9 protein-coding genes are annotated in these 15,141 nt (G+C 66.0%); 4 read left to right on the forward strand and 5 right to left on the reverse strand.

Going from position 1 to position 15,141, the window contains the following annotated elements:
- Positions 1–4 precede the first annotated feature (4 nt).
- The 5 genes from V6M87_RS01890 to V6M87_RS01910 form a co-directional block, all read right to left on the reverse strand.
- On the reverse strand, positions 5–508 hold the full coding sequence (locus V6M87_RS01890) for a hypothetical protein (protein WP_332848030.1): 504 nt from the start codon (positions 506–508) through the stop codon (positions 5–7).
- A complete protein-coding gene (locus V6M87_RS01895; RefSeq protein ID WP_332848031.1) occupies positions 505–4,356 on the reverse strand; it encodes an AMP-binding protein in 3,852 nt (1,283 codons plus the stop codon). Before V6M87_RS01895 ends, V6M87_RS01890 begins: the two co-directional genes overlap by 4 nt.
- On the reverse strand, positions 4,346–5,761 hold the full coding sequence (locus V6M87_RS01900; protein WP_332848032.1) for an aminotransferase class I/II-fold pyridoxal phosphate-dependent enzyme: 1,416 nt from the start codon (positions 5,759–5,761) through the stop codon (positions 4,346–4,348). The genes V6M87_RS01895 and V6M87_RS01900 overlap by 11 nt, the downstream gene beginning before the upstream one ends.
- Before the next feature lie 30 nt (positions 5,762–5,791).
- On the reverse strand, positions 5,792–8,341 hold the full coding sequence (locus tag V6M87_RS01905) for a bifunctional diguanylate cyclase/phosphodiesterase (RefSeq protein ID WP_332848033.1): 2,550 nt from the start codon (positions 8,339–8,341) through the stop codon (positions 5,792–5,794).
- Between the two features lie 594 nt (positions 8,342–8,935).
- Positions 8,936–9,784: a pirin family protein gene (locus V6M87_RS01910; protein ID WP_332848034.1), complete on the reverse strand. Its 849-nt coding sequence runs from the start codon at positions 9,782–9,784 to the stop codon at positions 8,936–8,938.
- Positions 9,785–10,018: 234 nt separating this feature from the next.
- On the opposite strand from V6M87_RS01910, the gene galT reads away from it, so the two are divergent.
- The 4 genes from galT to V6M87_RS01930 are packed head-to-tail and all read left to right on the forward strand — an operon-like array spanning position 10,019 to position 15,105.
- Positions 10,019–11,071 carry a galactose-1-phosphate uridylyltransferase gene (galT, locus tag V6M87_RS01915; protein ID WP_332848035.1) on the forward strand — a complete coding sequence of 351 codons (1,053 nt, stop codon included), beginning with the start codon at positions 10,019–10,021 and terminating at the stop codon, positions 11,069–11,071.
- Positions 11,068–12,180, forward strand: a complete 1,113-nt coding sequence (locus tag V6M87_RS01920; RefSeq protein ID WP_332848036.1) for a M24 family metallopeptidase — start codon at positions 11,068–11,070, stop codon at positions 12,178–12,180. The genes galT and V6M87_RS01920 overlap by 4 nt, the downstream gene beginning before the upstream one ends.
- Positions 12,177–13,280, forward strand: coding sequence for a galactokinase (gene galK / locus V6M87_RS01925; protein ID WP_332848037.1), 1,104 nt, complete (start codon positions 12,177–12,179; stop codon positions 13,278–13,280). The genes V6M87_RS01920 and galK overlap by 4 nt, the downstream gene beginning before the upstream one ends.
- Entirely contained in the window at positions 13,267–15,105 is a 1,839-nt protein-coding gene (locus tag V6M87_RS01930; protein ID WP_332848038.1) for a glycoside hydrolase family 2 TIM barrel-domain containing protein, read from the forward strand. The genes galK and V6M87_RS01930 overlap by 14 nt, the downstream gene beginning before the upstream one ends.
- The last annotated feature ends 36 nt before the right edge of the window (positions 15,106–15,141 follow it).

Genomic DNA, 15,141 nt, shown 5'->3' on the forward strand with positions numbered 1-15,141 from the left:
AGGCTTAGCGCGTGTCCTCGCGAAAGCACAAGGCCACCACTGTCACCAGCACCAGTAAACCGAGTTGCCCCGCCAGCGCCAGCGCCTCGGCGTCCCTGACCGGGTGCGGCACCAGCGGGCCGACAAACCGGCTCCACAGGAACAGCACGGCATACGCCTTGAACACCAGCGCGGCCCACACCACGGCCGGGCGCGCACCACCGAGCAGCGCCGCCACCAGGGGGCACAGTACGAACCACGCCGTGCTCACCGCACCCAGGCCGCCGAGGTGGCAGGCCAGCCAGACCTTCAACCCGAACAGTCCGGAAAGGAAGACGTTCGAGGCCAGTTCCAGGCTGGCGCCCGCGCGCAGCAGCAGCGGCGCGGCGACCATCGCGGTGCCGAAGCCCAGCACCGCGAGGGCCGCCGCATCGAACCCCAGCCAGTGATACAGCAGCATCATGACGGGCACGCTGGCGGCGGTGATGCCCGCCAACAGTGCAAGGTGACGGGCAGGACCCTGCGTCACGCAGCTTGCGGCACCGCGAGGCGCGTTTCGATGTAGGCGGAGAGTGTGTACACAGTCTGGTAATCGTACAGCAGCTCCGGCACGATCGCCAGCCCGGTGCGGTTTTCGATGTCGACCGCAATCGAGACGGTGGCCAGCGAATCCATGCCGATCGAGGTGAACGGCGTGTCGAAATCGATGTCGTGCTGCGTCCGTCGCTTTTCGCTGCGCAGCCAGGTCATGACGGCATCGTGGACGATGGCCTGGATCGGCGTCGGCGCATCGATGCCGCCCTCGCTGCGCGGCGCCGCCAGCGGTTTTTTCTCGACACCCACCGGGGCGGCGGCGACTGGCACCAGCAGCGGCGCGGCGCGCAGCATGGCGTCGAGCTGGTGGCCTTCGCCGGGCGCGGCCTGGTCGACGTCGCCGATTTCCACGCCATACTGCGCGACCATGCCCAGCAGCGCGCCACTGGTGGTGTACGGCGCCGGCACCGCCAGCTCGGCCTGGATCTGCTGCCCGAGCGCGACGAAGCGGCGGCGTGCCCAGGCCACGGCATGGAGGGACGGCTGGCCCGGCGCGCGGCTTTCAGCTGCCGCCAGCAGGAACACGCTGGCTGCCAGTTCGCCGAGCCGGTAGTCGAGCCACTGGTGCAGGGCCGCCGTCGCCGCAAACAGCTGCTGGCCGGCAGCGGCGGCCTGGATCGCCGTCACGGTGCTTGCCAGCTGGTCGGCCAGCGCCTGGCCGCGCAAGGCGCCGCCGATGAAGGCGAGGGCGCCGCTGCCGGCTTGCGCCAGCGTGGCGCCCAGGTGCGCATACAGCGTTTCGGTCGGACCCTCGAGGATGCGCAGCACGCGCGCGTCGCGCAGAATTTGCGGCGCCGCGTTGGTCTCGATGTAGCCGCGCCCGCCCAGCATCTGCACCAGGTCGTCGGCGGCCTGGCCGAACAGTTCGGTGGCGGCGGTTTTACAGGCCAGATAGGCTTCGGCGGCCACCGCATTGCCGGCGTCGAGCTGCGCCGCGATGGCTTGCACCAGTGCTTCGGTGGCGAACACAGCCGCGCCCAGGTCCTGCAAGCGCGCCACCGTGACCGGGTGATCGAGCAGGCGTCCGCTGGCGATCTCGCGCCGTTCGGCATAGCGCGCCATCAACTGGGCGCAGCGCTTCATGCCGCCGATGCACATGGCGCCGATGCCCAGGCGCGAAAACAGCATGGCATCACGCGCCACGTCCATGCCTTCGCCGGGCGTGCGCAGCACGGCCGCATCGGGCAGGAAGGCATTCGTGAGGAACACCGTGTTCTGGACCATGCCGCGCATGCCCATGGTCAGCGCTTCCGGCCCTTGCGACAGGCCGGGCGTGTCTTCCGCGACGATCAGCGCGATGGTGCCGAGCGGATGGCCGGCGGCGTCCACCGCCTTGGCGAACACGGTAATCACGCCGGCCCAGGCCGCGAGGCCGATCCACTGCTTTTCCGCATTCACGACCCAGCCGCCTGGCACTTGCACGGCGCTGGCGCGCATGGCGACCGGGTTCGAGCCGGCCGCGGGTTCGGTCAGCGCGAAGGCGGCCAGCTGGCGCCCCGTGGCCAGCTGCGGCAGCAGGCGCTGTTGCAGCTCAGGCGAACCGGCCTGCAGGATCGGGCGCACGCCCAGGCCATTGTGCACCCCGACCATGGTGGCAATGGTGAGATCGACCGCCGCCAGTTGTTCCATCACGCGCAGCAGATCGGACGTCATCAAGCCGGCGCCACCCAGCGCGCGCGGCACTTGCAGGCCGAAGAAGCCCTGGTTGCCCAGGTCCAGCACGACGTAGGGCGCAATGGTGCGGCGCTCGTCGCCCAGGCGCGATTGCAGGCGCCGCGCCGCGTACTGGCGCAACCACGCGATCATTGCATCGGCGCGCACGCGGCTGTCGGCAGCTTCCGGGTTGGCCGGGACGCTGGCCGCAGGCGCTTCTTCAGGCCTGGCGCCGGCCCGGTAATCGCGGTCGGCCTGGCGGCGCTTGCCGCGCCGGTCGAAGATACTGCCCGGCATGACGTACACCAGTTCCAGCTGGCCGGTCAGCGCCAGTTCCTTGCAGCGCGACCTTTGCACCTTGCCGCTGGTCGTGCGCGGAAACGTGCCCGGTTTGACGAAGACCAGCGACGACACCGACACGTCGAACTGCTGGCCGATCAGCGTGCAGATAATGCGCGCGTTGGCTTCGATTTTCACCAGCACATCGTCTTTCGGACCCGCCTGGTCTTCGCTGCGCGACGCGCCGGCGCGGCTGCGCTGCTGCACCGCGCGCACCAGCGTGCGGTTCGCCTCTGCGACGATGGCGAGCCGCTCCTGGCCCTCGATCTCGACCGAGAACGCGGCGCACATATTCGGCTCGATGAAGTCGATGGTCGCTTCGATCACTTCCTCGATGTCCTGCGGGTAGACGTTGCGGCCGTTGACGATGACCAGGTCTTTCAGGCGCCCGGTGATGAACAGCTCGCCGTCCTGCATGAAGCCCAGGTCGCCGGTACGCAGCCAGGGGCCCTGGCCATCGGTCAGGTAATTGTCGAACGCCGCCTCGGTGGCCGCGGGCCGCTGCCAGTAGCCGCGCGCCACGCTCGGGCCGCTGACCCACACTTCGCCGACACGCTGGCGGCCGGCCGGGCGCATCGACTCGGGGTCGACGATGACGACCTGGTTCATGGCGGCGACAACGCCGGCGCTGACCACTTCGCGCGCATCGTCCACGCCCGGTTCGGCATCGCGCACCTGGTTCCCTTCCAACATCGACTTGCTGATGGTACGCACCAGCGGGGCGCGCTCGATCGGCCCGCCCGAGATAAATAGCGTGGTTTCGGCCATGCCGTAGCACGGGAACAGGGCTTCGGCGCGCATGCCGCAAGGGGCGAACGCGTCGACGAAGGCGCGCAGCGTGCTGGCGCGCACGGGTTCCGAGCCGTTGTAGGCCACGTCAAGGCTGGACAGGTCGAGCGTGGCGCGGGCGGCGGCGTCGATTTTGCGGGCGCAATAATCCCAGCCGAAGTTGGGCGCACCGGCACAGGTGCCGCGATAGTGTGTGATGGCTTCGAGCCACATCACCGGGGTTTTCAGGAATGCGGCCGGCGCCATCAGGACCGCGTGAAAACCCACGTACATCGGCGCGATCACGCTGCCGATCAGTCCCATGTCGTGGAACAGCGGCAGCCAGCTGACCATCACGCTGGCTGGCACGAAACCGAAACCGACGCGGATCGCTTCGGCGTTGCTGGCGATATTCGCGTGCGTGACTTCCACGCCTTTCGGCTGCGCCGTCGAGCCGGACGTGTATTGCAGGAATGCGGTCATCGACGATGAGATGGCCGGCAGTGCCGTGGCGTCGTCGTCGGCGGGCAGCTCCAGCGTGTCGGTGGCCAGGCAGGTTTTGTCGCCCGCATCGACCAGCGCCAGGCTGGCCTTGACCGAGGTGGCGCTGTCGGCGCGCGTGAGGATCAGCGCCGGGTCGGCGTCGGCCAGCAGCGCCTGCAGGCGGCGCGATGCGCGCAGCCGGTGCGGGATGGTGGCCGGCACCGCGATCATGCCGCCCAGCAGACAGGCAAAATAAGCAGTGATGAATTCCAGCCCCGCCGGATACAGCAGCAGCATGCGCGCACCCTGTGGCGCCTGACTGGCCAGGTAGCGCGCCAGGCCGCTGGCGCGCTGCGCCAGTTGGCCGTAGGTCAGTTCGTCGACCTTGCCGTCGGTGCGCAGGAAGGTGTAGGCGACCTGCCCGGGCATGTTGCGGGCGTGCTCCAGCAGCCGCGTGGTGATCGGTGCCATTGCGCCGGCCTCGTGGGTGACGTCGTGGCGGGCCATGTCGCGCAGGACCATGTCGGGATTACGTTCCATGGCGTACCGCCTTTCTGTTTGGGTTGAGGGCCGCGCTGGCGCGCGCGATGGATTGGTCGATGACGCTGGCGGCGCGCTTGATTTGCTGGCTGTTGTGATTGGCCATGAGTTGCAGGCGCAGGCGCGAGGCGCCCAGCGGCACGCCGGGGAACTCGACCTGGTTGGCGAACACCGACTGGCGGAACAGCAGTTTGCCGACCAGGCGCGAGACCGGCTCACTGCCAATGAGTACCGGTACGATGGCCGACGGGATGCCCATGCAGGTGTGGCCGGCGTCGCCCAGCAGCTGGCGCATCAGCAGCACATTGCGCATCAGGTCTGCGCGCAGCTGGTCGCCTTCGTCGCTGCGCACGATCTCGATGCAGGCCAGGATGACGGCGCACTGCACCGGCGAGAGTGCGTTGGAAAACATGTGCGTGCCCGCATACAGCTGCAGGTGGCGCTTGGCGGCGCGCGTTGCGACCGCCACGAAGCCGCCGTTCGATGCGAAGGTTTTGGAGAAGGCGCCCATGACGATGTCGATCTTGCCCAGCATGCCCTGGGCGGCGATGCTGCCGCCACCGCCTGGCCCGAGCGCACCCAGGTCGTGCGCGACGTCGACCAGCAGCGTGGCGCGGTAGGCGTGGCAGATCGCCTGCAGCGTGGCGATGTCGGGTGCGTCCGAGTCCATGCTGAACAGGCCTTCGGTGACGACCAGGATGCCGTTGGCGCTGTCGCGTGCGCGAATACCGGCCAGCAGCTCGCGCACGTGGCCGCAATCGAGGTGGCGGTTGATGGTGATGTTGCCGGTGGCGGCGCTGGCGCCCTGGCGCAGCGAGGCATGCGCAAACTGGTCGATGACGATATGGTCGCCGGCCTGCACGAAGGCCGTGATGGCACCGAATGCGGCGCCCCAGCCGGTGGGGAACAGCGTCACGTGCGGCGTCTGCACCAGCTCGGCGATGGCCTGTTCGAGCCGCAGCGAGGTTTTGGTGTTGCCCAGTAAAACCGCGGAACCGGCGCTGTGCGGGCCGGCGTCGCGCAGGGCCTGGGCGGCCGCATCGAAAATGGCAGGGTGGGAGGCCAGCGACAAATAATCCTGCGAGGCGAAATTGACGCCGCGCGCGCCCAGACCCGCTTCATCCTGGATGCTGGCGATCGGGTGCGGCGCCCCGTTCAGCGCGCGCGCATATTGCCAGACGCCGTGGGCGGCGCGCGCCGCGTGCCAGGCTTCCAGCGGCGCGGTGCGCGCCAGCAGGTCGGGACCGCGCGGCTGGGCGAACTGGGCGGCATTGCCGGCCAGTGCGCCATCTGCCACCATGGTGTCGACTTCGTGCTGCCAGGCCGGATCGAAGCCAGTGTTTGCAGCATCGTTTTGCGCATCCGCCAGCGTGGCGGTAGCATGCGGTGAGGTAGGGTGCGTCATGTCGTTCCTGTCAGCTGCTGCGTTACGTCGTCATGCCGCTGCCGCGGCGTCCTTGTTCAATTGCGTCCGGGGCCAGGCCTGCCGCGCCAGCAGTACGGCGACCTGGTCCGGATGAAGTGCCCGGTTAAAAAAATAGCCCTGCGCCTCGTCGCACTGCATGCGGTCGAGGTCGCTCAGTTGCTCGGCCGTTTCAACGGCTTCGGCAATGACTTTCAGATTCAGACGGTGGGCCATCTCGATGATCGATTCGGCGATCACGTAGGGGCGCGCGCGCGCGAGTGGCTGGCCCAGGCGACGCACAAACGAGCCATCCATTTTCAGGATATCGGCCGGCAGTTCGCTGAGGTAATTCAGGCTCGAGTAGCCGGTGCCGAAATCATCGATCGAAATTTTCAGCCCGGCTGCGCGCAGGGCCGCCATGGTGCCGCGGTTGGCCTCGAGGTTGTCGATCAGGATGCCTTCGGTCAGTTCCAGGTCGAGGTCGCCGGCGGCAATGCCGGTCTCGGCGACGATGCGCAGCACCCGCGCCACCAGGCCAGCGTCTTTCAGCTGGCGCGCCGACAGGTTGACGGCCATCTTGATGCTGGGCAGGCCGGCGGCAACCCAGCGGCGGTTCTGTTCGCAGGCGGTGCGCAGCACCCAGTCGCCGATCGGCACGATCATGCCGGTCTCCTCGGCCAGCGGCACAAATCGGACCGGCTCGATGCGCCCGTAGATCGGGTGCTGCCAGCGGATCAGCGCTTCGACGCCGACGATGGTGCGCGTGGCCAGGTCCACCTGCGGCTGGTATTCGAGGAATAACTGGCCGCCGCCAAGCGCTTCGCGCAAGCCGTTTTTCAGGGCCAGGCGCTCGTTTGGCGGCATCACCGCGTCGCTCGAATAGACTTGCGCGATATTGTCGCCCCACGACTTGGCGCGCGTCATGGCGATATCGGCGCACTTTAGCAGGAAATCCATGTCGCCCTCGGTCGCCGGGAAGACGGCAATACCGACGCTGAGCGTGACGAACGATTCGCGCGCGCCGACGGCAAATGGCTCGGCAAACTGGTCGAGGATTTTTTCGGCCACCTGGTCGGCGTCGCTGGCCTGGTTCAGGTCTTCCAGCAGGACGATGAATTCGTCGCCGCCCCAGCGTGCGATGGTGTCCGATTCGCGCAGCGCGCGGCGGATGCGCTGGCCGCTCTGGGACAGGATGGCGTCGCCCGCTTCATAGCCGAGCGCGTCGTTGATTTCCTTGAACTTGTTCAGGTTCAGCAGCATCAGCGCCACCGTGGTCTGGTTGCGGGCGGCGCGTTCGATCGCGTGATTCAGGCGGTCGCGCAGCATGCGCCGGTTCAGCAGGCCGGTGAGCGGGTCGCACTGCGAGGCATCGAAGCGGGCCACCATCCTGGTGCCGGCAGGGTCCGGCATGCAGGGCGGCGTGGCGCGCTCGGCCCCCTCCAGTGCGGCCAGCGCGGCCGCGTCGTTGTAGTCGACCACGCGGTTGCGCCCGCCCGATTTGGCCAAATACAGCGCTTCGTCGGCGCGCGCGACCGTCTGCGCGATGGATTCGCCGAGGCGAAATTGCGCCACGCCGATGGAGACGGTGGTGACCAGATCTGGCATGGCGCCAAAGCCCATTTTTTCGATGTTCACGCGCACGCGCTCGGCCAGCGTGAGCGCCTCGTCGATGCTCGTCTCGGGCAGCATCAGCAGGAACTCTTCGCCGCCGTAGCGCCCGAAGGAGTCGATGTCGCGGATCTGGCGCTGCACTGTCTGGGCGAATTCGCGCAGGACCATGTCGCCGGTGGAGTGGCCGTAGGTATCGTTGATGCGCTTGAAAAAATCGATGTCGAGCAGGCACAGGCAGAACAGGTGGCCGAGCCGGACCGTGCGTTCCTTTTCCGTTTCGATCAGCTTGATCAGGTGGCGCCGGTTGTGGGTGCCGGTCAATTCGTCGCGGATGGCCAGTTCGTTGATGATCTGCAGCGCCTGTTCAAGCTTGATGAAGCCCTGGTTCTTGGTCAGCTCGAACAGCAGCATGAACACCACCATGACCAGAAACAGGCCGATGTGACAGACCAGGTACAGCACTTCCATGCGCTGCACCGGATGGCTGGGCAGGGGCACGCCGGCCTGGGCCAGCACATACAGCAGGCTCACTGCGGCGCAACTCATGCACATCCAGAACAGGGCACAGCCGGCGCCGCCCAAAAACATCGCGATCACGGGCCCGGTGATGAGCCAGCCGGCGGTTGGTGCGGTCAGCCCGCCCAGGTGATAGCTGAGCCAGCTGAAGTTGAAGAACAAGGTACTCAGGAAAACTTCGCGCGCGACGAACATGCTATTCGTCCAGCGCAGCAGGAGCGGCGTGATGGCCATGACCAGGCACGACAGCAAAATCACCTGCGCCGCGCTGCTGAAGCCAAGCAGGTAGTAGGCCATTGCATACAACGGCCCGGCCAGCGCGGCCAGCAGGACCGCATTGACGAAGGTCTGAACGCGCGTCAGTTGCGTCGGATCGGTATGCTCATTCGCTGGAATGAACCATTGAATGGCTGAAATGTAGCGCTCGATCCACTGTTCACCAATAGTTCTCAAGGAAAATCCAGTCGTATCAATGCCGCATGGGGTGAGCCGCCCCACGTTGCCATCTCGTCACCAGTACTGCGTGAACTTATGATTGTTGGTTATTACTTGATAGTAACATGCACCTCAGCAAATACGAACCTCTGGTTACAAGATTATTCCTACCAATGTGGGAATATTCCTATAGAAATTCAGGGCATTCAGAGAGGCGTTACGCCATTGTTTTTGTTTTTATTTGGAAAATTCTGTCATTTATCATCGAAAAGCGCGCTTGAACGCGATTTTCTGTGAATAAACGGTTCATTGACGCAGCAACATGGCCGTGTTGTTTTCAACTGACATGCATAGCGGTACATGACGTATTGGCCATCGGTTTCCATGCGGCGAATGATGTTTTTGCTAATTTATGCGCAACAGGTCAGCGCGTACACTTGTCACCCGCGCATGCAATGAGGGTAATCTGTGTTGCTTATATGAAATAAATGGCGGGGGGGAGGAGGCTGTGCTGCGCATGCGCACGCAAAGGCACGCAACGCACAGAAAGTTTGGCTGGTATCAGACGGGCGGCGTGCCGGCCGCGCGGCACGCTTGCTTCAGAACACCGGCTCAGCCGAACAGGCCGGCCTGGTAGTCGGTGATGGCCTGGTTAATCTCAGCGCGCGAATTCATGACGAACGGGCCGTGCGCCACCAGCGGCGCACGGGTTGGCTCGGCATGGCCCAGCAGGATCAGTGCGTCGGCCGTGGCCGAGAGGTCGATCGACTCGCCGTCGTCGTTGAATTCGGCCAGGTGCATGGCGCCCACCTGGTCGGGACCGATCTCGACAGTACCGCGCACGACGTACAGGAACACATTGCGCTCGGCCAGGCCGGCGAGGTGCAGCTTGCCGCCGGCCTTGAACGCGATCGTGCTCATGAACACGCCGGTGAGCGAATGCACCGGGCCGGTGACGCCCTCGAATGTGCCTGCCACCAGGTTGACGGTGACGCGGCCGTCGTCGACCGGGACGGCGGGAATGTCGGCTCGCTGCAGGCCGACGTAAGCCGGGCTGGTCATTTTCAGCTGCGGCGGCAGGTTCACCCACAGTTGCAGGATCTCGAGCGGACCGCCGTCGCGCAGGAATTCGGGTGGCGAAATTTCAGCGTGCACCAGGCCGCTGCCGGCCGTCATCCATTGCACGCCGCCGGCGCGGATGATGCTCTCGTGGCCGGCGCTGTCCTGGTGGGTCAGCATGCCGTCGAGGATGAAAGTGACGGTTTCGAAGCCGCGGTGCGGATGAGGGCCGAACGGCAAGCCGTGATTGTGCGGCGGGTAGACCTGCGGGCCGTGGTGGTTCAGAAACAGAAAGGGGTCGATCTGTTCGAGGTGCTGCGCGGGCAGGGGCCGTTGCGTGATCAGGTCGCCGATGTCGTCGCGTAGCGCGGGCTGCAGGCGTTTCAGGGTTTTTGTATGCATGGTGGCGCTGTTCCTTGGCACATGTCGATATCACCACACCATACCTGATTGGCGCACATCATGCCGTTCACGGTCGGCGCGTACCTCTGTTTTCTAGCGAGACTTACGTGCTGCGCGGCAATGAACCACTATTGGCAAACTATCGTGCTAGCATTCTTGAATCACCTCAAACATCGTCCCAGCCAAGTCCCAGCCATGCATATTCAGGAGTTGACCAAGCCCGACGGGCGTCGGATGACGCTCTACAGCACCCGGCCGATCCCTGCCGGACTGACGGCGCCGAGTCCGTTCGCAGACAAGCTGCAAGCCAATCCCCATCTGCGCTGGCACGCTTTGCGCGGTGAGTGGGTCACCTACGCGGCATTCCGCCAGAACCGTACGTTCCTGCCGCCACCCGAATACAATCCGCTGGCCGTCACGGTCGACCCGGCCAACCCCACCGAGATGCCGCAGGGCGATTACGACATCGCCGTGTTCGACAACCGGTTTCCGTCGCTCTCGCTCGATGCCCACGATCCGCCGGAACTGACGGTGGCCACCGCGCCGGCCCACGGCCATTGCGAAGTGGTGGTGTTCACCCAGGACCCGAAGGCGGCGCTGGCGACCTTGCCAATCAGCCGCATCGAATTGCTGCTGGAAGTGTGGGGCGACCGCACGCGCCGCATCGGCGCGCTGCCGCACATCGAATATGTGCTGCCGTTCGAAAACCGCGGCGCAGAAGTCGGCGTCACCCTGCACCACCCGCATGGCCAGATGTACGCGTATCCCTTCGTGCCGCCGCTGCCGGCGCGCATGCTGGCGCAGGAGCAGGCCCACTTCGCACAGCACGGCACCAATCTGCTGTGCGACATGGCGCAGAAGGACGCCGCGGATGGTCGGCGCGTGCTGTACCACGGCGAACACGCCATCGCCTTCGTGCCGGCGTGCGCCCGTTATCCGTACGAAGTGTGGGTCATGCCGACCGCGCCGACGCCCGATTTTGCATCGCTGGCGCCGGCGCAACGGCACGACCTGGCGCGCGCGCTGGCCACCGTCCTGCGCAAATTCGACGGGCTGTGGGAGCGGCCGTTCCCCTACCTGATGGCGTGGTACCAGGCGCCCACCGACGGCGCCGCGCACCCTGAAACGCAGCTGCACGCCGAATTCCTGCCGCCGTACCGCAACCGCGACCGGCTGAAATACCTGGCCGGCACCGAACTGGGCGCCGGCATGTTCGCCATGGACACGCTGCCGGAGAACACGGCCGCGCAGTTGCAGCAAGTGGTCGTCAATCTGGAGGATGCATGACCGAGAACGTCCCGACCCGCGCAGACGAGGTGCAAGCCAAGCTGGTGCTGCTGCGCGCCACCATGCTGGACGCGGGCGCGCGCGCCGTGCGCCTGCGCGGCAGCGACTGGTTTGCCTGGGCCACCGCCGGCGGCTCGAACGTGGTCCTGCTCACGGCCGAGACCGGCGTCGCTGAAGTGCTGGTGACGGCCGACGAAGCGTGCATCCTGACCGACGACATCGAGCTCGAGCGCCTGCGCAATGAAGAAGTGCCGCCGGGGTTCACCTTTCACGCGGCGCCGTGGGACCAGGTCGAGATGCGCGAGACCTATGTGCGCAGCCTGGCCGATGACGCCGCCGTGCTGTCGGACCGGCCGCATCATGCCGAACAAGCCTTGCCGGCCGCGCTGCGGGCGCAACGCCTGGTGCTGGGCGCGGGCGAGCAGCAGCGCTATCGCCAGCTGGGCCGGGAAGCGGCCGAAGCGATGACCGAGGCGCTCAAGCAGGCCAGGCCCGACTGGACCGAGTTCGAACTGGCCGGTGCCGGCGCCGAGGCGCTGCTGCGGCGCGGCATCGATCCGGCATTGGTGCTGGCCGCCGGCGCCGAACGCCTGCCGCGCTACCGCCACGCCACGCCCTCGCACGCGCTGTTGGGCGAGCGCGCCATGCTGGTGTTCTGTGCGCGCCGGCACGGCCTGTTTGCCAACCTGACGCGGTTCGTCAGTTTCGGCCAGGCCCCGTCCGCAGTCGTGCAGCAGGCCTTGCTGACGGTCGAAGCGACCGGGCTGGCCGCAATCAAGCCGGGCGGGTCGCTCTCTGCGGTGTATCACGCGCTGGGCCAGGCTTACCAGCACGCGGACCGGGGCGACGCCATGCGCGAGCATCACCAGGGCGGCATCACCGGTTACGCGGCGCGTGAAATCGTCGCTACCGCCACCACCGCCACCGAATTGCTGGAGGGGATGGCGTTCGCGTTCAATCCCAGCTTCCAGGGTAGTAAAGTCGAGGATACCTTCCTGCTCGGCCCGAATGGACTGGAGAACCTGACGGTCGATCCAGCCTGGCCGACGCTCGATGTGCAAGGGCGCGCGCGCCCGCAGTGGCTCGACGTCGCGGGAGATGCAGCATGAACGCCGAACTGTTTTTTGGCGGCGCGCCCGAGGCCAGCGCGTCGGCGCCGGGGCGGGTCAACCTGCTCGGTGAACACACCGACTACAACGATGGCTACATGCTGCCGGTGGCCACGCCGCAGTGCACCCAAGTGGCGCTCAGCCGCAGCAACGATGGCCATTTTCACTTCTATTCGACCACCCTCGACAGCCACGTCACGTTTGCCCATGACGGCTCGGCGCCTGCGGGCTTCGGCAGCTACATCGAGGGCTGCATTCGGCTGGTCCAGGCGCGCGGTGTCGAGGTCCCGCCGCTGCGCGTGTTTTGCCAGACCAACCTGGCGGTGGGTTCCGGCCTGTCGTCGAGCGCGGCATTGGAAGTGGCGACGCTGCGCGCCCTGCGCAATCTGCTCGGCTTCGATTTCGACGACGTGGTGCTGGCCCAGATTGCCCAGCGCGCGGAAATCGAATTTGCGCACGTCCACTGCGGCATCATGGACCAGATGGCGTCCAGCCTGGCCGATCCCGACACCATGCTGTTCATCGACGCACGCACCCTCGAACACCGGCTGGTACCGCTGCCGGCTGGGACCAGCCTGATCGTCATCGATACGGGCGTCGCGCGCAAGCTTGCCGGCAGCAAGTACAACGAGCGTCGCAGCGAGTGCCAGGAAGCGGCGCGTCTGCTTGGCGTCAAGGCACTGCGCGACGTGACCGACCTGGACGCCGTCGAAGCGTTGCCCGAACCCATGCGGCGCCGGGCCCGTCACGTCGTTTCGGATGACCTGCGCGTGCTTGAGGCCATCGAGGGGATCGACGGTGTGCGCTTTGGCGAATTGATGAATCAGTGCCACTTCAGCCTGCGCGACGATTACGAAGTCTCGATCCCGGAGCTCGATGTCCTGGCGCAAGCGCTGCGCGACCAGGAAGGCGTGCTGGGTGCGCGCATGACGGGGGCGGGCTTCGGTGGCGCCTGCGTCGCCTTGTGCCGCACCGAATTCGCAGACCAGGCCGCCACGGCGGCACTGGCGGTCTATGAGCAGCAGTCGCAGGACGGAATCAAAGGGCGCATCCTGATTCCGGTTCCGAGCGAAGAAAAGGGAAACCATGAGTATCACTGACCTGAGCCAGTTTGCCTATCCGCGCCCGCAACTGGTGCGTGACCAGTGGATGAACCTGAACGGCAAGTGGCGCTTCCGTTTCGACGACGACATGCGCTGCCGCGTGCAGGACGGCATTACCGACTGGACACACGAAATCAATGTGCCGTTTGCGCCGGAGACGGCCATGTCCGGCATCGGCGACACCGGCTTTCACCGCGCCTGCTGGTATGAACGCGAATTCACGCTGCTGCCGGGCGCCGGGCGCACCATCCTGCATTTCGGCGCCATCGATTACTCGGCCCGGGTCTGGGTGAATGGTCACCTTGTGGCCGAGCACGAGGGCGGGCACACGCCCTTCAAGGCCGACATCACGGGTGTCATGAAGGCCGACGGTGCCCAGCTGGTCACGGTGTTTGCCGAAGACGATCCGGCCGATCTTGCCAAGCCGCGCGGCAAGCAGGACTGGCTGCTGGAGCCGCATTCGATCTGGTATCCGCGCACCACCGGCATCTGGCAAACGGTGTGGGTTGAGCAGGTGGCGTCCACCTATATTCGTGGCTTGCGCTGGACGCCCATTTTCGAAACCTATGAAATCGGCTGCGAGGTGCTGGCCACCGGCGACGTGCAGGAAGACTTGTTTGTCGAAGTCAAGATCTGGCACGGCGACCAGTTGCTGGCCGACGACCACTACAAGCTGCTGGGCGGCGAGGCGAGCCGCAAAATTGCGCTGTCGGACCCGGGCATCGATGACTCGCGCAATGAATTGCTGTGGAGTCCGGAGCGGCCGACCCTGCTCGATGCCGAGATCACGCTGCGCCGCAACGGTGAAGTGCTGGACCGGGTCACCTCGTACACTGCGCTGCGCTCGGTCGCGATCAACCGCGACCGCTTCATGCTCAATGGCCGCGCCTATCCCTTGAAAATGGTGCTGGACCAGGGCTACTGGCCCGAATCGTTCCTGACGGCGCCAAGCGATGCGGCGCTGCGCCGCGACGTCGAGCTGGCCAAGGCGATGGGCTTCAACGGCGTGCGCAAGCACCAGAAAATCGAGGACCCGCGCTATCTGTACTGGGCCGACCGCCTTGGTTTGCTGGTGTGGGAAGAAATGCCGTCGGCGTATCGCTTCAGCCCGAAAGCCATCACACGCATGGTGCGCGAGTGGACCGAGGCAATCGAGCGCGATTACAGCCATCCTTGCATCATCGTCTGGGTGGCCTTCAATGAATCGTGGGGCGTGCCGAACCTGACGCTGACGCAGGCGCACCGGAATGCCGTGGAGGCGCTGTACCACCTGACGCGCACGCTCGACGCCACCCGGCCGGTGATCGGCAACGATGGCTGGGAAGCGTCCGCCACCGACATCCTCGGCATCCACGATTACGACAGCGACCCCGAAAAACTGCAGGCGCGCTATGCCGTGTCCGACCCGGTGCGCACCTTGTTCGACCAGCGCCGTCCGGGCGGACGCATCCTGACATTGGACGGTTTTCCGCACCGCGGCCAGCCCATCGTGCTGACCGAATTTGGCGGCATCGCGTACGACAAGGCGGGCGCGCAGCGGGGCGCCGGCCAGGCTGAACACACGTGGGGCTATTCACGGCGCCAGAGCGACGAAAGTTTTCACGACCTGTACCGCCGTTTGCTGGCCGTGGTCAACACCACCTTCATGTTCAGCGGCTTTTGCTACACGCAGTTTGCCGACACCTTCCAGGAAGCGAACGGCTTGCTGTGCGCCGACCGCACGCCCAAGCTGCCGCTGGACGTGATTTCAGCGGCGACGCGTAACGTGCCACTCCAACAGGGTGGCGACGACCTGCACGAACACGAGTTCGTGCCCACCTGAGCAGGCGTCCCCCGCGCGCTGCCACGCTGCAAGGCG

The organism is Massilia sp. S19_KUP03_FR1 (assembly GCF_036688685.1).
Lineage (GTDB): Bacteria > Pseudomonadota > Gammaproteobacteria > Burkholderiales > Burkholderiaceae_D > JALYUM01.